Source organism: Brevundimonas vesicularis, assembly GCF_014204545.1.
Lineage (GTDB): Bacteria > Pseudomonadota > Alphaproteobacteria > Caulobacterales > Caulobacteraceae > Brevundimonas > Brevundimonas vesicularis_B.
In genome coordinates, this window is sequence record NZ_JACHLJ010000001.1 from 1,001,700 (window position 1) to 1,021,190 (window position 19,491).

The 19,491-nt window shown below is 65.2% G+C and carries 12 protein-coding genes; 5 read left to right on the forward strand and 7 right to left on the reverse strand.

Annotated features, from left to right (window positions below; translation table 11 throughout):
• Window positions 1–112 precede the first annotated feature (112 nt).
• From tuf to rpsL, 4 genes are all read right to left on the reverse strand, one after another.
• On the reverse strand, window positions 113–1,303 hold the full coding sequence (gene tuf / locus HNP47_RS05120) for an elongation factor Tu (protein WP_055753383.1): 1,191 nt from the start codon (window positions 1,301–1,303) through the stop codon (window positions 113–115).
• Between the two features lie 109 nt (window positions 1,304–1,412).
• On the reverse strand, window positions 1,413–3,491 hold the full coding sequence (gene fusA, locus HNP47_RS05125; protein WP_066622735.1) for an elongation factor G: 2,079 nt from the start codon (window positions 3,489–3,491) through the stop codon (window positions 1,413–1,415).
• Window positions 3,492–3,637: 146 nt separating this feature from the next.
• On the reverse strand, window positions 3,638–4,111 hold the full coding sequence (gene rpsG / locus HNP47_RS05130; protein ID WP_184278599.1) for a 30S ribosomal protein S7: 474 nt from the start codon (window positions 4,109–4,111) through the stop codon (window positions 3,638–3,640).
• Between the two features lie 81 nt (window positions 4,112–4,192).
• On the reverse strand, window positions 4,193–4,567 hold the full coding sequence (rpsL, locus tag HNP47_RS05135; protein ID WP_008260482.1) for a 30S ribosomal protein S12: 375 nt from the start codon (window positions 4,565–4,567) through the stop codon (window positions 4,193–4,195).
• A 394-nt stretch (window positions 4,568–4,961) separates the two neighbouring features.
• On the opposite strand from rpsL, the gene HNP47_RS05140 reads away from it, so the two are divergent.
• Together HNP47_RS05140 and HNP47_RS05145 are read left to right on the forward strand one after the other, a co-directional pair.
• On the forward strand, window positions 4,962–5,558 hold the full coding sequence (locus HNP47_RS05140; protein ID WP_184278600.1) for a hypothetical protein: 597 nt from the start codon (window positions 4,962–4,964) through the stop codon (window positions 5,556–5,558).
• Between the two features lie 727 nt (window positions 5,559–6,285).
• Window positions 6,286–7,122 (forward strand): hypothetical protein, encoded by an 837-nt coding sequence (locus HNP47_RS05145; RefSeq protein ID WP_184278601.1) that lies wholly within the window; start codon window positions 6,286–6,288, stop codon window positions 7,120–7,122.
• 2 nt (window positions 7,123–7,124) lie between these two features.
• Here the strand turns inward: HNP47_RS05145 and HNP47_RS16300 are convergent, their stop codons facing one another.
• The 3 genes from HNP47_RS16300 to rpoB form a co-directional block, all read right to left on the reverse strand.
• A complete protein-coding gene (locus tag HNP47_RS16300; RefSeq protein WP_260394603.1) occupies window positions 7,125–7,256 on the reverse strand; it encodes a hypothetical protein in 132 nt (43 codons plus the stop codon).
• A gap of 122 nt (window positions 7,257–7,378) precedes the next feature.
• On the reverse strand, window positions 7,379–11,575 hold the full coding sequence (rpoC, locus tag HNP47_RS05150) for a DNA-directed RNA polymerase subunit beta' (protein ID WP_017506747.1): 4,197 nt from the start codon (window positions 11,573–11,575) through the stop codon (window positions 7,379–7,381).
• A gap of 103 nt (window positions 11,576–11,678) precedes the next feature.
• A complete protein-coding gene (gene rpoB, locus HNP47_RS05155) occupies window positions 11,679–15,794 on the reverse strand; it encodes a DNA-directed RNA polymerase subunit beta (protein ID WP_184278602.1) in 4,116 nt (1,371 codons plus the stop codon).
• A 340-nt stretch (window positions 15,795–16,134) separates the two neighbouring features.
• Here rpoB and HNP47_RS05160 point away from each other — a divergent pair, with 340 nt between their 5' ends.
• The 3 genes from HNP47_RS05160 (at window position 16,135) to HNP47_RS05170 (ending at window position 19,398) form a co-directional block, all read left to right on the forward strand.
• Entirely contained in the window at window positions 16,135–16,686 is a 552-nt protein-coding gene (locus tag HNP47_RS05160; RefSeq protein WP_184278603.1) for an FKBP-type peptidyl-prolyl cis-trans isomerase, read from the forward strand.
• A gap of 72 nt (window positions 16,687–16,758) precedes the next feature.
• Window positions 16,759–17,304, forward strand: coding sequence for a hypothetical protein (locus HNP47_RS05165; RefSeq protein ID WP_184278604.1), 546 nt, complete (start codon window positions 16,759–16,761; stop codon window positions 17,302–17,304).
• Window positions 17,305–17,436: 132 nt separating this feature from the next.
• A complete protein-coding gene (locus HNP47_RS05170) occupies window positions 17,437–19,398 on the forward strand; it encodes a M61 family metallopeptidase (RefSeq protein WP_184278605.1) in 1,962 nt (653 codons plus the stop codon).
• The last annotated feature ends 93 nt before the right edge of the window (window positions 19,399–19,491 follow it).

Genomic DNA, 19,491 nt, shown 5'->3' on the forward strand with positions numbered 1-19,491 from the left:
TCCCAACAGCAAAACGGCCCCCGGATTGCTCCGGGGGCCGTTCTGTTACGCTACTCTGTATCCAACCGGCCTCAAGCAGCGCGTGAGCGCGTTAGGCCAAAAGGACGTCTTCTTACTCGACGATCTTGGCGACGACGCCGGCGCCGACGGTGCGGCCGCCTTCACGGATGGCGAAGCGCAGGCCTTGGTCCATCGCGATCGGAGTGATCAGCTCGACGTTCAGCTCGGCGTTGTCGCCCGGCATGATCATCTCGACGCCTTCCTTCAGGTGAACGATGCCGGTCACGTCCGTCGTGCGGAAGTAGAACTGCGGGCGATAGTTCGTGAAGAACGGGGTGTGACGACCGCCCTCTTCCTTGGTCAGGATGTAGGCTTCGGCCAGGAACTTGGTGTGCGGGGTGATGGAGCCCGGCTTGCACAGCACTTGGCCGCGCTCGACGTCTTCACGCTTGGTGCCGCGCAGCAGCACGCCGACGTTGTCGCCCGCTTGACCTTGGTCAAGCAGCTTGCGGAACATTTCCACGCCCGTGCAGGTCGTCTTCTGGACCGGACGGATGCCGACGATCTCGACTTCCTCACCGACCTTGACGATGCCCTTCTCGACGCGGCCCGTGACCACGGTGCCGCGGCCCGAGATCGAGAACACGTCTTCGACCGGCATCAGGAACGGCAGGTCGACCGGACGTTCCGGCTGCGGGATGTAGGCGTCGACGGTTTCCATCAGGGCCAAAACGCGCTGTTCGCCGATTTCCGGGTTCACGCCGTCGGTCGCGGCCTTGGCCGAACCCTTGGTGATCGGAATGTCGTCGCCCGGGAACTGGTAGCTGCTCAGCAGCTCGCGCACTTCCATCTCGACCAGCTCGAGCAGCTCTTCGTCGTCGACCAGGTCGACCTTGTTCATGAAGACCACCAGGGCCGGCACGCCGACCTGACGGGCCAGCAGGATGTGCTCGCGGGTCTGCGGCATCGGGCCGTCAGCGGCCGACACCACCAGGATCGCGCCGTCCATCTGGGCGGCGCCGGTGATCATGTTCTTCACATAGTCGGCGTGGCCGGGGCAGTCGACGTGGGCGTAGTGACGGTTGGCCGTCTCGTATTCCACGTGCGCGGTGTTGATCGTGATGCCGCGAGCCTTCTCTTCCGGCGCAGCGTCGATGTCGGCGTAGTTCATCGCCTTCGCGCCGCCGGCCTTCGCCAGCGTCATCGTGATCGCAGCCGTCAACGTCGTCTTGCCGTGGTCAACGTGACCAATCGTGCCGATGTTGCAGTGCGGCTTCGTCCGTTCGAACTTTTCCTTGGCCATTTTCTAGCTCCTAAGGTCCCCGAACCGGGGTTCCTGCAGTTTGGGGGTTAAGGACGCCCGGTCCTTACGGTCCGGGCGCATATAGGCGGGCTTTCCGAAAAGGGAAAGCTTAGGCGTACTTCTTGATCACTTCGTCGGCGACGTGTTGCGGCACCGGCTCGTAGTGGTCGTATTGCATGGTGAACTGAGCGCGGCCCTGCGACATGCCGCGCAGCGTGTTCACATAGCCGAACATGTTGGCCAGCGGCACGAAGGCGTTCACGACGGTGGCGTTGCCGCGCATGTCCTGACCCTGGATCATGCCGCGACGGCCGTTCAGGTCGCCGATGACCGAGCCGAGGTATTCCTCGGGGGTCACGACTTCCACCGCCATGATCGGCTCGAGCAGCTTGGGCGAACCCTTCTCCTTCAGTTCGCGGAAGGCGGCGCGCGACGCGATTTCGAACGCCAGCACGCTGGAGTCGACGTCGTGGAACTTGCCGTCCGTCAGCGTCGCCTTGAAGTCGATCAGCGGGAAGCCGGCCAGCAGACCGTTGTCCTTGGCCGAGTTCAGGCCCTTTTCGACGCCGGGGATGTATTCCTTCGGCACCGCGCCGCCGACGATCGAGTTCTCGAACACGAAGCCCGAGCCCGGCTCGCCGGGTTCGAAGGTGATCATGACGCGGGCGAACTGGCCCGTACCGCCGGTCTGCTTCTTGTGCGTGTAGTCGATGTCGACCTTGCGGCCCAGCGATTCACGATAGGCGACCTGCGGCGCGCCGATGTTGGCCTCGACCTTATAGGTGCGCTTCAGGATGTCGATCTTGATGTCCAGATGCAGCTCGCCCATGCCCTTCAGGATCGTCTGGCCCGACTCGTGGTCGGTCGAGACGGTGAAGGAGGGATCTTCCGAGGCCAGCTTGGCCAGGGCGACGCCCAGCTTCTCCTGGTCGCCCTTGGTCTTGGGCTCGACCGAGATCTCGATGACCGGCGCCGGGAACTCCATCTTCTCCAGGATGACGGGCGACTTTATCGGGTCGCACAGGGTGTCGCCCGTGCGGGTTTCCTTCAGCCCGGCCAGGGCGACGATGTCGCCGGCGTAGGCTTCCTTGACGTCTTCACGGTTGTTGGAGTGCATCTGCAGCATCCGGCCGACGCGCTCTTTCTTGTCGCGGCTGGAGTTCAGCAGCGACTGACCGGTTTCCATCTTGCCCGAGTACAGGCGGCAGAAGGTCAGCGAGCCGACGAAGGGGTCGTCCATGATCTTGAAGGCCAGGACCGACAGGGGCTCTTCGTCCGAAGCCTTACGCACGACAGGCTCTTCAGTCTTGAAATCGATGCCCGGGGTCGGCGGGATGTCCAGCGGCGACGGCAGGTAGTCGACGACGGCGTCCAGCAGCGTCTGCACGCCTTTGTTCTTGAAGGCCGAGCCGCACAGGATCGGATAGAAGGCGCCGGTCAGAACGGCCTTACGGATGCACTTCTTGATGGTGGCTTCGTCGGGCTCGTTGCCTTCGAGATAGGCTTCCATCGCCTCGTCGTCCAGCTCAACAGCGTTGTCGATCAGGTACTGACGCGCGGCGATCGCCTTGTCCATCAGGTCGTCGGGGATCGGCACGTCCTTGTAGGAGGCGCCCAGGCCGTCGTTGTCCCAGACCACGCCGGTCATACGGACCAGGTCGACCAGACCCGACAGCGAGGATTCGGCGCCGATCGGGAACTGGATCGGCACGGCCTTGGCGCCCAGACGGTCGCGGATCGACTCGACCGAGGCGTCGAAGTCGGCGCCGATCTTGTCCATCTTGTTGACGTAGACGATGCGCGGCACCTTGTACTTGTCGGCCTGGCGCCAGACGGTTTCCGTCTGCGGCTCCACGCCAGCGTTGCCGTCCAGCACCGTCACGGCGCCGTCGAGGACGCGCAAGCTGCGCTCGACCTCAATGGTGAAGTCCACGTGGCCGGGGGTGTCGATGATGTTCAGGCGCTTGCCCTGCCAGAAGGCGGTCGTCGCTGCGGACGTAATGGTGATGCCGCGCTCCTGCTCCTGGTCCATCCAGTCCATGGTCGCAGCGCCGTCGTGGACTTCGCCGATCTTGTGGGATTTGCCGGTGTAATACAGGATCCGCTCGGTCGTCGTCGTCTTGCCCGCGTCGATGTGGGCCATGATGCCGAAGTTGCGGTAGTCCTCGAGCTTGTGAGTGCGGGCCATGAAAGCGTGCCTTGAAAGTTTTCAGGACGCTCAGGTGCGCCCTCGGAAGGATGTCGGTGTTCGGATAAGCGAGTGCGGGCGATTTAGCTCAAACCGCCCGCACCGGAAACCCTTAGATAGTCAGCGCAGATGACGCTTTGAAGGCGTTACCAGCGATAGTGGCTGAAGGCGCGGTTGGCTTCGGCCATCTTGTGGGTGTCTTCACGCTTCTTGACCGCGGTGCCGCGGTTGTTCGAGGCGTCCAGCAGTTCGGCGGCCAGCTTTTCGGTCATGGTGTTCTCGCCACGCTTGCGCGCAGCGTTCACCAGCCAGCGGATGGCCAGGGCGCGGCGGCGGTCCGGACGGACTTCGACGGGCACCTGATAGGTGGCGCCGCCGACGCGACGCGAGCGCACTTCGACCGACGGGGAGACGTTGTCCAGGGCGGCGTGGAAGGTCGCGACCGGCTCCTGGTCCTTCTTCTTCTCGGCCAGAATATCGAAGGCGCCGTACACGATGTTCTCGGCGACGGCCTTCTTACCTTCGTACATGACGTAGTTCATGAACTTGGTGACGACCAGGTCCCCGAACTTGGGATCCGGCAGAACTTCACGTTTCTGGGCGCGGTGACGACGCGACATGGGGTATTCCTTGCAGTGCCCGACCAGCGCCGGGAAGATCTCGAAAAGGCCTCCGGGCGCGACGGCCCGGAGAAGAATGGCTTACTTCGGACGCTTGGCGCCGTAGTGCGAACGACGCTGCTTACGGTCCTTGACGCCTTGGGTATCCAGAACGCCGCGCAGGATGTGGTAGCGAACGCCGGGCAAGTCCTTCACGCGGCCGCCGCGGATCAGAACAACCGAGTGTTCTTGCAGGTTGTGGCCTTCGCCGGGGATGTAGCACACAGCTTCGTAGCCGTTCTTGGCCAGACGGACCTTGGCGACCTTACGCAGAGCCGAGTTCGGCTTCTTCGGGGTCGTGGTGTAAACGCGGGTGCAGACGCCGCGACGCTGGGGCGAACCCTCCAGAGCCGGCACCTTGTTGCGGGTGGGCTTGGGCTTGCGCGGCTTGCGGATCAGCTGGTTGATCGTAGGCATTCGAAACTCGTCTCGACTTCTGATGGAGGCGTGTGTCTTTCGACCGAAGCGCCTCTCGCCTTCTTGTGAACGGGGGACCATCCCCTCGCCCGGGTGTCATCGAGACTGATCGCGCGACCACCCAAACAGAAAAACCGGAACGCGCGCTTCGGGCGTTCCGGCGGGCACAGCCCGACCGTTCGATTGTCACGATCTCAGCGACCGGCGAACCGGTCACGCCTCGAAAGTGGGCGGCTTCTACGCGCGATGGGCGTGAAGGTCAAGGCGGAGACGTTAACGCTCAAGACTCCAGCCGCTTCGATGAAACCTGGCGGTCTTCAATAGAGCGACCTTTCGCCCGAAACCCGCCACGCTTCGCGCTCAGCTTGATGACACGACCAACCGGGGATGGGTCATGGCGGGGCTGGCAAAAACAGGGGCGATTGCGCTCTCGCTTGCGGTGAACGCAGGGCTGCTGGCGCTGCTCGTTGTTGAAGATCGCCGTCCGACGCCGCGGCGGGGTTTGGGACATTCGCCTCTCTACATCAAGATCGAGCCTGTGATCATAGGGGCCAAGGACCGCAAAGCGCAGGCGTCCGCGCCGCAAGCGCAGCACCAGCGCCGGGCGCCAGCCCGTTCGCGAGATTCTGAGGCTGCGGGACCGGCGCCAGCCGTGACGCCGACGTCGGATCATTCGGCCGCGCCCGCCTATGATCCGCGCTGGACAGTCCGACCGAGCCACTCACCCGACGCCGCCTGGCCGGCGGGGAACGCGGCGCGCAATGACGGACCGGATTGCCGCCCCACAAGCGCGCCGTCCTCACCGGACCGTCAGGCTTGCCGTGCGCTGGCGATCGCGGCCGAGGAATCATCGCCGCCGATGGCGCGCTCCGGCGACGAGGAAAGGACGGCGGGTTTCGCCAAACAAGCCGCCGTCAAGAAACGCTGGCGCGACTACCGCGAGGGCGACGGCGCCTACCCCGGGCTGCGGTCCCTGTTCGGCATGAATTGAGGATGGCTGCAGTTGACCTCTCACCTGGGACGATGACCCCGACGAAGGCCCCCCGCCGTCTTGACTGGCGCAAGGCGGGCTTTGCGGCCGCAGCAGTCGGGCTGAATGCGGGCGCCGTCGGGCTTCTATCCATGACCGATCCTGGGCTGCGCGTTCGTTCGCTGCGGCCTGCGCAAATGATCGTCTATCTTGAGGACGCCTGGCCATCCCTGGTCCGCGCGCCAAGAGCTCCGTCTGTCACTTCCTCTGAGGATGCCATGGCCGCGCCCCGACGCGCGCAGGCGTCGCAAGGGGATGAGTCAAACAGTGGCGATCGGGCGACGTCGGCGCCCCCGCCCACGTCCATGAGCCAGACGAAAGCGGACGACGGGATCGACCCCCGCTGGCGGGTAGACGGTGCTCTTGCGGGGCCGAGACTGTCTTCCCCTTCGTGCAACGCCCCGCACCGCCTCGCGCCCGACGACCGTCGCCGCTGCGAGGAGCGCTGGAGCGATCACGTGGCGGTCCGTCCAATCCGAGGCACAGGCGATACAGAACGCGACGCGGCCTTCGCCCGGCAAGGCGCGCGTCGCCTGGCGGCCTGGGAGGCTCAACGGGCCGTGCCGCCGCGCGGAGATCCGCCGTGCGTAACGCCACATCCGATGGCAGGATGCGAGGGCGTGAACATTCAGGTCGATCTCTTCTCCTCGCGAGACGGCTTCCTGCCCAATCTCAGAAAGCGTCGCGAATGACCGCCGCCTCCGCGCCCTCCTCTGGCCCATGGCCGCGACGAGCTCGCCCGGACTGGCGCAAGGTCGCCTTGGCCACAGCCTCGGTCGCCATCAATGCAGGACTGATCGCCATCCTATCCCTCACCGCACTGGGGATTGACGCTCCGCCAAGCGCGCCGCATCCACGTCCCCTCTATATCGACATCACCCCACGCCCTTTGCTGCCGAATGAGCGGCCCCGCCCTGCGATGCAGACGCCCGAGCCCGTCACCACGTCCGCATCGCGTGACGCTGGCGGCATCGACGCCGCTCCCACAGACAGGGTCGCGTCCGCACCGGACAGTCGCCCCGCCCCGATCCGTCCGCGGATCGCCGCGCCCACGCCCCAGGGCGCGCCCGCGCCGCCGGACGCCTGGACAGTCAATCCGAACGACCGCGCCGGCGCCATGTCTCGCGTCCTGCGTCAGGGCCTGATCGGCTGCACCACGCCCCAACAGCTCAGCGCCGCCGAGCGCGCCCATTGCCACGAGGACGCCATGCGACGCAGCATGAACGCCGCTCCGATCACCGGCACGGGCAACCCCGAACGCGACGCCGCCTTTGCGCGTGAAGGCGCACGGCGTCTGGCCGAATGGGAGGCGCGGCGTCGTCCTCTCTCCGGCGGGGTCGGTGTGGTGGGCCCGGCGGACTGCGTCGGCTCGAACTTCGGCACAGGCTGCGCCGGCGCGCAGTTGAACCCGTCGCTGGCGCCCGACTCGACCCGCAACGTCCAGACCCGACGCGACGGCCACCGGGCCGGCGGCGCACCGATCACGCCGGGCGCTTCGGCCCCGATGGAGCGGTGGAAAGACTGAGGTCAGTGATCCTGGCAGTAGGCGTCGTGCATGGCCGCGCCGAGGTTGAGCATCATCGTCTTGGCTTCAACGACGATGAAGAGCGACAGAATCACGGCCGCTAGGCCCCACAGCACCTTGTCGGCTTTCGTCATGAAGCCCCCCTACACAACCTCGACTTTGTTCGCCGCAATCCGAACACGCGTCAAGGCATAGAAAAAGGGCGGCGCCGTCGCCGGCGCCGCCCCCCTCATGTCTTCGCTTTTGAAACGGAAGATCAGCTCTCGCTGCTCTCCAGCTCCAGTTGCAGATCGGCCGGCAGCGGCTCGATCGCCTCTTCCAGGGCCGAGGTCAGTTCCGCATCACGCTCATTGGCGATCTTCTGCAGGCTGCGCAGGTAGGCGCCGGTGCCGGCCGGGATCAGGCGGCCGACGATGACGTTTTCCTTCAGGCCTTCCAGCATGTCCTTCTTGCCGTGGACCGAGGCGTCGGTGAGGACGCGAGTGGTCTCCTGGAAGGACGCCGCCGAGATGAAGCTGCGGGTTTGCAGCGACGCCTTGGTGATGCCCAGCAGGACGGGCTGGGTGGTGGCCAGACGGCCGCCACGCTTCTCGACCTTGGCGTTTTCCAGAACGGCTTCAGCGACTTCGACGGTGTCGCCGCGGATCAGGGTGGTTTCACCCGAATCCAGCACTTCCACCTTCTGCAGCATCTGACGCACGATGACTTCGATGTGCTTGTCGTTGATCGGCACGCCCTGCAGTCGATAGACCTCCTGCACTTCGTTCACCAGATACTCGGCCAGCGCCTCGACGCCCTGGATGCGCAACAGATCGTGCGGATCCGGGTTGCCGTCGATGATGTAGTCGCCCTTCTGGATCAGATCGCCGTCGTGGACAGAGATGTGCTTGCCCTTCGGGATCAGGAACTCGACCGGTTCGCCCTGCACGCCGTCGGCGTTGGGCTCAGGCGTGATCTTGATGCGACGCTTGTTCTTGTAGTCGCGGCCGAATTCCACGCGACCATCCATCTCGGCGATGACCGCGCAGTCCTTCGGACGGCGAGCTTCGAACAGTTCGGCGACGCGCGGCAGACCGCCGGTGATGTCGCGGGTCTTGGCGCCTTCGGTCGGAACGCGAGCGATGATCTCGCCCGGCTTGACCTCATCGCCGTTCGACACGGACAGAACCGCGCCCACGGGCAGCAGATAGCGGGCGTCCGAACCGGACGACAGCTTGGCGTAGGCGTCGCCCAGGGTGACGCCCATGGCCGGACGCAGGTCCGAACCGCGCGGGCTGGCGCGCCAGTCGCTGACGACGCGCTGGGCGATGCCCGTCGCTTCGTCGGTTTCTTCCTTGACCGACAGGCCTTCGACCAGGTCCTCGAAGCGCACGACGCCGCCGACTTCCGTCAGGATCGGGGTGGTGTAGGGGTCCCACTCCGCCAGGCGTTGGTTCTTCTTGACCTCGTCGCCGTCCTTGACGCGGATGCGGGCGCCGTAAGGAGCCTTGTGCGTCTCGCGGTCCTTGCCGTCCACGACCACGGTCACGATGACGTTGCGGCTCATGGCCACCAGATCGCCGTGCGCCGCGACGACGGTCGGGCCGGTTACCTTGGCCGTACCGGCGTTGGTCGCCTCCATGAAGGAGGTTTCCGCCACCTGGGCCGTACCGCCGATGTGGAAGGTCCGCATCGTCAGCTGGGTGCCCGGCTCGCCGATCGACTGGGCGGCGATGACGCCGACCGCTTCGCCGATGTTGACGTTGGTGCCACGCGCCAGGTCACGGCCGTAGCAGTGGGCGCAGATGCCGGCGTCCGCCTCGCAGGTCAGGGCCGAGCGGACCTTGACCGACTGGACGCCCGCAGCCTCGACGGCCTCGGCGACTTCTTCCACCAGATAGGTGTCGGCGGGGAACAGGACGGTATCCGTGCCCGGCTCCTTGATGTCCTCGGCCGCATAGCGACCCAGGATGCGCTGACCCAGCGAGACCAGCACGTCGCCGCCTTCCATCACCGCACGCAGGGTGATGCCGCGCGTCGAGCCGCAATCCTGCTCGGTGACGATGGAGTCCTGCGCCACGTCCACCAGACGGCGGGTCAGGTAACCCGAGTTGGCGGTCTTCAGCGCGGTGTCGGCCAGACCCTTACGGGCGCCGTGGGTGGAGTTGAAGTATTCAAGGACGGTCAGGCCTTCCTTGAAGTTCGAGGTGATCGGCGTCTCGATGATCTCGCCGGACGGCTTGGCCATCAGGCCGCGCATGCCGCCCAGTTGCTTCATCTGGGCCTGCGAACCACGGGCGCCGGAGTTGGCCATCATGAAGACCGAGTTGATGTCGGGGTTTTCACCCTCGATCAGCACGCGCGGTTGCGCGATCTCGCCCATCATGGCGTCGGCGATCCGGTCCGTGGCCTTGGACCAGGCGTCGACCACCTTGTTGTACTTCTCGCCGCGCGTGATCAGGCCGTCGGCGTACTGTTGTTCGTACTCCTCGACCTGGGTGCGGGTCTCGGCGACCAGCTCGACCTTCTTGGCCGGGATCACGATGTCGTCCTTGCCGAACGAAATGCCGGCCTTGGCGGCTTCGCGGAAGCCCAGGCCCATCATCTGGTCGGCGAAGATGACCGTCGCCTTCTGACCGCAGTGGCGATAGACCACGTCGATCAGATTGCCGATTTCCTTCTTGGTCAGGTTCTTCTCGAGCAGGCGGTAGCCGACGTTCGGGTTGCGCGGCAGCAGAGCCGCCAGCTTCATCCGGCCCGGCGTGGTGTCGATGACCTTGGTCACCTCATTGCCTTCGGCGTCCTGTTCCGTCCAGCGCGCCTTGATGCGGGTGTGCAGGGTGACGACCTTGGCGTCCAGCGCCGCATCGATCTCGCCGATGTTGGCGAACAGCTTGCCTTCGCCCGGCTCGCCGTCCTTGACCAGCGACAGGTAGTACAGGCCCAGGACGATGTCCTGCGACGGCACGATGATCGGCTTGCCGTTGGCGGGCGACAGGATGTTGTTGGTCGACATCATCAGGACGCGCGCTTCCAGCTGGGCCTCGAGGCTCAGCGGGACGTGAACGGCCATCTGGTCGCCGTCGAAGTCGGCGTTGAAGGCGGTGCAGACCAGCGGGTGCAGGCGGATGGCCTTGCCCTCGATCAGCTTGGGTTCGAACGCCTGGATGCCCAGACGGTGAAGCGTCGGCGCGCGGTTCAGCAGAACCGGGTGCTCGCGGATGACCTCGTCCAGGATGTCCCAGACGGCGGGCTGCTCGCGCTCGACCATGCGCTTGGACTGCTTGACGGTGCCCGACAGGCCCTTGGCGTCCAGGCGCGCGTAGATGAACGGCTTGAACAGCTCCAGCGCCATCTTCTTGGGCAGGCCGCACTCGTGCAGCTTCAGTTCCGGTCCCACGGTGATGACCGAACGACCCGAATAGTCGACGCGCTTGCCCAGCAGGTTCTGACGGAAGCGACCCTGCTTGCCCTTCAGCATATCGGCCAGCGACTTCAGCGGACGCTTGTTGGCGCCCGTGATGACGCGACCGCGACGACCGTTGTCGAACAGGGCGTCGACGGACTCCTGCAGCATCCGCTTTTCGTTACGGATGATGATGTCCGGCGCGCGCAGCTCCATCAGGCGCTTCAGGCGGTTGTTGCGGTTGATGACGCGGCGATACAGGTCGTTCAGGTCGGAGGTCGCGAAACGACCGCCGTCCAGCGGCACCAGCGGACGCAGTTCCGGCGGGATGACCGGCACGATCGTCAGGATCATCCACTCGGGCTTGTTGCCCGATTCCAGGAAGGCCTCGATCAGCTTCAGGCGCTTGGACGCCTTCTTGGCCTTCATTTCCGAGGGATTGTCGGCCAGCTCGGCGCGGTGCTTTTCGGCTTCCGCGTTCAGGTCGATGCCCATCAGCAGGTTGCGGACGGCCTCGGCGCCGATCTCGGCGGTGAAGCCGTCATCGCCGAACTCTTCCTGGTAGCGATAGAACTCGTCTTCCGTCAGCAGTTGGTTCTGCTTCAGCGGGGTCAGGCCCGGCTCGGTGACGATATAGTTCTCGAAGTACAGGACGCGCTCGACGTCCTTCAGCGCCATGTCCAGCATCAGCGAGATGCGGCTGGGCAGCGACTTCAGGAACCAGATGTGGGCGACCGGCGCAGCCAGGTCGATGTGACCCATGCGCTCGCGGCGAACGCGGGCCAGGGTGACTTCGACGCCGCACTTCTCGCAGATGATGCCCTTGTACTTCATGCGCTTGTACTTGCCGCACAGGCATTCGTAGTCCTTGGTCGGGCCAAAGATACGCGCGCAGAAGAGGCCGTCACGCTCGGGCTTGAACGTGCGGTAGTTGATGGTTTCCGGCTTCTTGATCTCGCCGAACGACCACGAACGGATCTTCTCGGGCGAGGCCAGGGCGATCTTGATCTGGTCGAAGGTCGGGGTGACCGGGACCGGGTTGAAGATGTTCAGGACTTCCTGGTTCATCTTGATTCCTTCTGCGGGGCAGACCCGCGAAAATTATTCAGAACGGAGAAAAGCGGAGGGATCGCCCTCCCCCGCCGTGGCGAGAGAGGGCTCGTGATCCGGATCAGCTGTTCCCCAGCTCCACGTTCAGACCCAGCGAACGCATTTCCTTGATGAGCACGTTGAAGCTCTCGGGAATGCCGGCCTCGAAGCTGTCGTCGCCACGGACGATGGCCTCGTAGACCTTGGTCCGGCCGGCCACGTCGTCGGACTTGACCGTCAGCATCTCCTGCAGGGTATAGGCGGCGCCGTAAGCTTCCAGAGCCCAGACCTCCATTTCCCCGAAGCGCTGACCGCCGAACTGCGCCTTGCCGCCCAACGGCTGCTGGGTGACCAGCGAGTACGGGCCGATGGAGCGGGCGTGGATCTTGTCGTCGACCAGGTGGTGCAGCTTCAGCATGTAGATGTAGCCGACCGTGACCGGACGTTTGAACTGCTCGCCTGTTTGACCGTCGTACAGGATCGACTGGGCCGACTTGTTCAGCCCCGCCTCTTCCAGCAGACGCTCGATGTCGCCGATGTGCGCACCGTCGAAGACCGGGGTCGCGAAGGGCACGCCCTTGGACAGGTTCTTCGCCAGTTCGATCAGCTCTTCCTCATCCTGCGGCAGCGGGGTTTCCGGGCCGTAGATATGCGTCAGACGATCGATCAGCGCCTGCTTCTGACCACCCTGCTGCCAGGCTTCCAGCAGACCGGAGATCTGCTTGCCCAGACCGGCGGCGGCCCAACCCAGGTGGGTTTCGAAGATCTGGCCGATGTTCATGCGCGAAGGCACGCCCAGCGGGTTCAGAACGACGTCGACGTGCGTGCCGTCTTCCAGGTGCGGCATGTCCTCGATCGGCAGGATCTTGGAGATGACGCCCTTGTTGCCGTGACGGCCGGCCATCTTGTCGCCGGGCTGAAGCTTGCGCTTCACGGCTACGAAGACCTTGACCATCTTCATCACGCCGGGGGGCAGTTCGTCGCCGCGCTGCAGCTTCTCGACCTTGTCTTCGAAACGACGGTCCAGTTGCTTGCGAGCGTCCTCGAACTGGCGCTTCATCGCTTCCAGCTCGCCCATGGCCTTTTCGTCGTCCAGGGCGATCTGCCACCACAGACCACGGCTGACCTCGGCCAGCTTCTCGTCGGTCAGTTCGCCACGGCCGATGCCCTTGGGCCCCGACACGGCGTTCTTGCCCACGATCAGCGGCTTCAGGCGGCCATAGACGTTGCGCTCGAGGATCTTGAGCTCGTCGTCGCGGTCCTTGCCCAGACGTTCGATCTCGGCGCGTTCGATCGCCATGGCGCGCTCGTCCTTGTCAACGCCGTGACGGTTGAAGACGCGAACGTCGACGATCGTGCCGGCGACGCCGGGCGGCAGGCGCAGGGAGGTGTCGCGCACGTCCGAAGCCTTCTCGCCGAAGATGGCGCGCAGCAGCTTCTCTTCCGGCGTCATCGGGCTTTCGCCCTTCGGCGTGACCTTGCCGACCAGGATGTCGCCCGGCTGGACCTCGGCGCCGATGGCCACGATGCCCGCTTCGTCGAGGTTGCGCAGGGCTTCCTCGCCGACGTTGGGGATGTCGCGCGTGATTTCCTCAGGGCCAAGCTTCGTATCGCGGGCGGCGACTTCGAACTCTTCCAGGTGGATCGAGGTGAAGACGTCGTCGCGCACGATGCGCTCGGAGATCAGGATGGAGTCTTCGAAGTTGTAGCCGTTCCAGGGCATGAAGGCGACGAGGGCGTTGCGGCCCAGAGCCAGTTCGCCCAGGTCCGTCGACGGGCCGTCGGCGATGACGTCGCCGCCCTTCACCTGATCGCCCACGCGCACGATCGGGCGCTGGTTGATGCAGGTCGACTGGTTCGAACGCTGGAACTTCGACAGGCGGTAGATGTCGACGCCCGAGCGGGCGGCGTCCACGTCGCCGGTGGCGCGCACGACGATCCGGGTGCCGTCGATCTGTTCGACGACGCCGTCACGACGGGCGACCACGACAGCGCCGGAATCCACGGCCACGACCGCTTCCATGCCGGTGCCGACCAGCGGCGCGTCCGACTGCACCAGAGGCACGGCCTGACGTTGCATGTTGGCGCCCATCAGCGCGCGGTTGGCGTCGTCGTTTTCCAGGAACGGGATCAGGGCGGCGGCGACCGAAACGACCTGTTTCGGCGACACGTCCATCATGTCCACGGCGTCCTTGTTCAGGAGCTGGGATTCGCCGTTGATCCGGCCGGGGACCAGGTCCTCGACGATCTGGCCGTTCTTCAGTTCGATGTTGGCCTGAGCGATCGTGTACTTCGACTCTTCCATGGCCGAGATGTACACCACCTCGCCCTGGGCCTGGCCGTCCTTCACGCGGCGGTACGGGCTCTCGATGAAGCCGTACTTGTTGACGCGCGCATGGGTGGCCAGCGAGTTGATCAGGCCGATGTTCGGGCCTTCCGGCGTTTCGATCGGGCAGATGCGGCCGTAGTGGGTCGGGTGCACGTCGCGGACTTCAAAGCCGGCGCGCTCACGCGTCAGACCGCCCGGGCCAAGCGCCGACAGACGACGCTTGTGGGTGATTTCCGACAGCGGGTTCGTCTGGTCCATGAACTGCGACAGCTGCGACGAACCGAAGAACTCGCGAACCGCGGCGGCGGCCGGCTTGGCGTTGATCAGATCGTGCGGCATGACCGTGTCGATATCGACCGAGGACATGCGCTCCTTGATGGCGCGCTCCATGCGCAGCAGACCGACGCGGTACTGGTTTTCCAGCAGCTCGCCGACCGAACGGACCCGGCGGTTGCCCAGGTTGTCGATGTCGTCGATCTCGCCGCGGCCGTCCTTCAGGCCGACCAGGATCTGCAAGACCTTCAGCACGTCTTCCTTGCGCAGGACGCGGATCTCGTCGGAGACCTCGGGGCTTTCCAGACGCATGTTCATCTTGACCCGGCCGACGGCCGACAGATCGTAGCGTTCGCTGTCGAAGAACAGCGAGTTGAACATGGCCTCGGCGGCTTCCGGGGTGGGCGGCTCGCCCGGACGCATCACGCGATAGACGTCGAACAGGGCGTCCTCACGGTTGTCGTTCTTGTCCACACGCAGGGTGTTGCGCATGTAGGCGCCGACCGTGACGTGGTCGATGTCCAGCACTTCAATGGTGGTGAAGCCGTTTTGCTCCAGCACGTCGATGGTCGGGGCGTCCAGTTCGTCTCCGGCCTCGGCGAAGATTTCGCCGGTCTCGAAGTTGACGGCGTCATTGGCCAGATACTTGGTGACCAGGGCGTCGGCGGCCAGCGACAGCGAGGTCGTCGTCTCGCCCAGCTTCTTGGCGGCGCGAGCGCTGATCTTCTGACCGGCCTGGGCGACCACTTCGCCGGTGTCGGCGTCGATCAGGTCGAACTCCGGCTTAACCCCGCGCCAGCGCTCGGCCTTGTAAGGCGTGACCCAGCCTTCGCCGCGCTTCTCGTAAGGCACGGTCTCGTAGAAGGTCTTCAGGATTTCTTCGCCGTCCATGCCCAGACCCATCAGGAAGGTCGTGGCGGGCAGCTTGCGGCGGCGGTCGATGCGGACATAGACCACGTCCTTGGCGTCGAACTCGAAGTCGAGCCACGAGCCGCGGTACGGGATCACGCGGGCGGCGAACAGCAGCTTGCCTGACGAGTGCGTCTTGCCCTTGTCGTGGTCGAAGAAGACGCCCGGCGAACGGTGCATCTGCGAGACGATCACGCGCTCGGTGCCGTTGACGATGAAGGTGCCCTTGTCCGTCATGAGCGGGATGTCGCCCATGTAGACATCCTGCTCCTTGATGTCCTTGACCGAACGGGCTCCCGTTTCCTCGTCGGTTTCGAACACGATCAGACGCAGCTTGACCTTCAGCGGCGCGGCATAGGTCATGTCACGCTGAATGCACTCTTCGACGTCGTACTTCGGCTCTTCGAACTCGTACGACACGTATTCCAGGATCGCGCGTTCGTTGAAGTCCTTGATCGGGAACACCGACTTGAAGACAGCCTCGATGCCCTGCTCCTTGCGGACGCCCGGACGGACCTCACGCTGGAGGAACTGTTCGTAGGAAGCGCGCTGAACCTCGATCAGGTTCGGCATCGCGATCGCTTCGGGGATACGCCCGAAGGATTTGCGGATGCGCTTCTTGCCGGTGAACGAGGTGGCGGAAGCGATCTGACCGTTGATGGCGAGATCGTGGGCGACGTCAGTCATTCAGTGTTTCCCATGGCGCACGCCCCGGGGAAGGCGTGCGTGAAATGCAGCAGCCACGGCGCGCGTTTCCGCGTCCGCAGCCAGGGTTTCGGCATCCACCCTCGGCCCGCTGCCGGGCCAGGACGCCTGAAATGTACCGGCTCCCTGGGAAGGAGCCGCGCCTTCGCTCGGTCGGAGGGCGACGGACCGGGCCTCGGCGCTTGCGCGCAGACTCATATGGAGTGTTGCGGAGCGCGCACATATACGCGCATTCGCGACGAAATAAAGGCCCCGGGGAACCTTTTCGACAGAGCCTTCCAATCTCGTTGCGAGCGACGATAGGCTGATCTAGCGTCGCCTTATGACACGTATCGCCCTGCCCCTGCTCGCCGCTCTCGCCCTTTCCGCCTGCGCCACCCATCGTGAGCCGGTGACCTATGCCGAGACGGCTTCGGCCGCCGCGCGCGCCGCCGATCAGGTCAATGGCCAGGGCGCCCTGACGCCGCAACAGGCCTGGGACGCCGGCAACACCGCCTACCTCGCCTGGAACGGCGCGCGGCGCGGCTGGACCACCACCGAAAGCGGTCTGCAATATCGCCGCGTCGGTAAGGCCCACCCCGAGGGCGCCCAGCCCTCCGGCTCCGACACGGTCAAGGTCCACTATCGCGGGACCTTCATTGACGGGCGCGAGTTCGACAGTTCCTACAGCCGCAACGAACCGGCCGAGTTCCCGCTGAACCGCGTCATCAAGGGCTGGACCGAGGGCGTGGCCCTGATGCGCGTCGGGGAAATCTACGAGTTCGTCATTCCGGCCTCGCTGGGCTACGGCTCGCGCTGGGTCGGCGGCGACGAACTGCCGCCCAACTCGACCCTGCGCTTCTCGGTCGAACTGCTGGACGTCAAGCCGGGCTGAAGACTGAAACAGGATGGCTGGCGACTGCGCCCCATCCTATTTCGACACCCCGACCATAGCGTATTCAACGCCTTGGGCGCTCGGATCGTCGTTGTTCCGGCCATAGTCGACGCCACCTGCATCATGGGCGGCATGACCGATGACACCTGCGATCCCAATCCGAATTCCCCCGACTGGACCCGACGGTCCGCCGCAACCTGGGCCGCCGCCCGCAAGGACTATCTTGCCGGGGGATTCGCCCCGGAGGTCTGCGAGCGCCACGGCCTCAGCCTCTCGACCTTCCGTTGGCGCGCTCGCACAGAGGGTTGGCGCCGATCGGACCAGCCGCACGGCGCGGTTTTCGAACCGCTCGACGCCTATGAGTTGGACGCCATCGACCAGCGCCTGCCCTGCAACGCCGCCGACATGGCGCGTCTGGCCTGGGCCAATGCTTCGAGGGCGATGATCGACGGCAAGCTGATCGAGGCGCGGGGCTGGTCCCGCCTGCACAAGGATCTGGAGGCCATCGCCAAGATCGACGATCATGCCGTGCGCTACTACCGGGGCATGGCGAACGACCCGAAACGACAGCACAATCTGCCCACCACGCCGCCCCTGCGTCCGATGGAAGAGGACTGACCCAAATTGCACGTCCTTGCATTTTGCACGCGTTTTCGGGGTGCAGTGCAATTTCGGATCAGCGCTGACGCTTGACGCCCCGCCCCCTGCGTCGGACTGTCGCGGCTCCCCCAGTCGCCTGAAGAGTCCTCGATGATCCGTTCTTGCCTGCGCGCCGCTCCACTCGGCCTCGCCCTCCTCCTGGCCTCGACCGCCCCGGCCGCCCTGGCGCAGCAGGCCTCGACCACGCCGCCCGCCCTGCCCGCGCCCTTGCCCGCGATTCCGGACGCGCGGGACGTCGCCTACCCCGGCGTCATCACCCTGGATGTCGACGCCACCAATCTGGCCCAGCACATCTTTGCGGTGAAGGAAACGATCCCGGTCGCCCAAGCGGGTCCGATGACCCTGTTCTTCCCCGAATGGCTGCCGGGCAACCACGGCCCCGTCGGCCCCATCGCACAGCTGGCCGGCATCGAGATCACGGCGAACGGCCAGCGGGTGCAGTGGGTGCGCGACACCCTGCATCCCTTCGCCTACCATGTGGTCGTCCCGGCCGGTGCGACGGCGCTGAACATCACCCTGCAGCATCTGTCGCCGACGACCGGCAATCAGGGCCGCATCACGATGACGCCTGAGATGCTGAACATTCAGTGGGAGAAGATGCTGCTCTATCCCGCCGGTCACTGGTCGCGGAACATCACGGTCCAGCCCACGGTCAAGTTCCCCACCGGCTGGCAGTTCGGCACGGCGCTGGAGCCCGAAACCAAGACCGGCGACGGCCAGACCTTCAAGCCCGTCAATTTGGAAGTGCTGATCGACAGCCCGGTCTTCGCCGGCGTCCATTATCGCCAGATCGACCTCGATCCCGGCGGCCGCTCGCCCGTTCGCGCCAACATCGTCGCGGACAAGGCCGACAGCCTGAACGCCACCGACGAGCAGATCCAGATCCTGCGCAATCTGGTCGATCAGATGGACCGCCTGTATGGCGCGCGCCATTTCGACCACTACGACTTCCTGATCGCCATGACCGACAAGCTGGGCGGCATCGGGCTGGAGCATCACCGCAGTTCCGAGAATTCGGTCGATCCCGCCTTCTTCACCGGCTGGGAGACCCACCTGGGCGACCGCGACCTGCTCAGCCATGAGATGAACCACTCCTGGGACGGCAAATGGCGTCGCCCCGCCGACCAATATGTGCCCAACTTCAACTCGCCGCTGCAGAACAGCCTGCTGTGGGTCTATGAGGGCCAGACCCAGTACTATGGCCAGGTGATCGCCGCACGCTCGGGCCTGCTCAGCAAGCAACAGGCGATGGACGCCCTGGCCATGACCGCCGCGACGTTCGACACGCGCGTCGGCCGCGAATGGCGCGCGATGCAGGACACCACCAACGACCCCATCATCAGCCAGCGCCAGCCCAAGGGCTGGCTGTCGTGGCAGCGCGACGAAGACTACTATTCTGAGGGCCAGCTGATCTGGCTCGACGTCGACACCACGATCCGCGAGAAGACCGGCGGCCGGAAGTCGCTCGACGACTTCGCCCGCGCCTTCTACGGCGTCCAGGACGGCAGCTATACGCCCGCTCCCTACACATTCGAGGATGTGGTCGCGGCCCTCAACGGCGTCGTCGCCAATGACTGGGCGACCTTCCTGCGCACCCGCCTGGACGCCGATGGCCCCGAGGCCCGTGCGCCGCTGGACGGTCTGGCGCGCGGCGGCTGGCGGCTGTCCTATTCGGACAAGCCCACCGATTACATGAAGACCCTGTATGCCGAGCTGAAACGCAACGACTTCACCTATTCGCTGGGCTTCCAGACCGGCGAGGGCAACAAGATCCGCAGCGTCCAGTGGAACGGCCTGGGCTTCAAGTCGGGCTTGGCCGCCGGAATGGAGATCGTCGCCGTCAACGGGCAGGCCGCCAGCGCCGAACGGCTGACCGAGGCCGTCACCGCGGCCAAGGATCCGTCGACGCCCATCACCCTGATCGTCAAGGACGACGAGCAGTACCGCACCGTCGTCTTCGACTACCACGACGGCCTGCGCTACCCCCGCCTGGAACGCATCCCCGGCACGCCTGACCGCCTGGGCGACATCCTGACGCCGCGTCGGCGCTGAAACGCCGAACACATACGTCTCCTCCCCACTGCGTGGGGAGGTGGCGCGGCGCTTCTTCAGCGCCGTGACGGAGGGGCTCTTCACCGCCTCGCA

Bases quoted from the DNA above. Each gene is read 5' to 3' on its own strand.
- tuf (WP_055753383.1), bottom strand. From the start codon at position 1,303: ATGGCCAAGGAAAAGTTCGAACGGACGAAGCCGCACTGCAACATCGGC.
- fusA (WP_066622735.1), bottom strand. From the start codon at position 3,491: ATGGCCCGCACTCACAAGCTCGAGGACTACCGCAACTTCGGCATCATG.
- rpsG (WP_184278599.1), bottom strand. From the start codon at position 4,111: ATGTCGCGTCGTCACCGCGCCCAGAAACGTGAAGTTCTGCCGGATCCC.
- rpsL (WP_008260482.1), bottom strand. From the start codon at position 4,567: ATGCCTACGATCAACCAGCTGATCCGCAAGCCGCGCAAGCCCAAGCCC.
- HNP47_RS05140 (WP_184278600.1), top strand. From the start codon at position 4,962: ATGGCGGGGCTGGCAAAAACAGGGGCGATTGCGCTCTCGCTTGCGGTG.
- HNP47_RS05145 (WP_184278601.1), top strand. From the start codon at position 6,286: ATGACCGCCGCCTCCGCGCCCTCCTCTGGCCCATGGCCGCGACGAGCT.
- HNP47_RS16300 (WP_260394603.1), bottom strand. From the start codon at position 7,256: ATGACGAAAGCCGACAAGGTGCTGTGGGGCCTAGCGGCCGTGATTCTG.
- rpoC (WP_017506747.1), bottom strand. From the start codon at position 11,575: ATGAACCAGGAAGTCCTGAACATCTTCAACCCGGTCCCGGTCACCCCG.
- rpoB (WP_184278602.1), bottom strand. From the start codon at position 15,794: ATGACTGACGTCGCCCACGATCTCGCCATCAACGGTCAGATCGCTTCC.
- HNP47_RS05160 (WP_184278603.1), top strand. From the start codon at position 16,135: ATGACACGTATCGCCCTGCCCCTGCTCGCCGCTCTCGCCCTTTCCGCC.
- HNP47_RS05170 (WP_184278605.1), top strand. From the start codon at position 17,437: ATGATCCGTTCTTGCCTGCGCGCCGCTCCACTCGGCCTCGCCCTCCTC.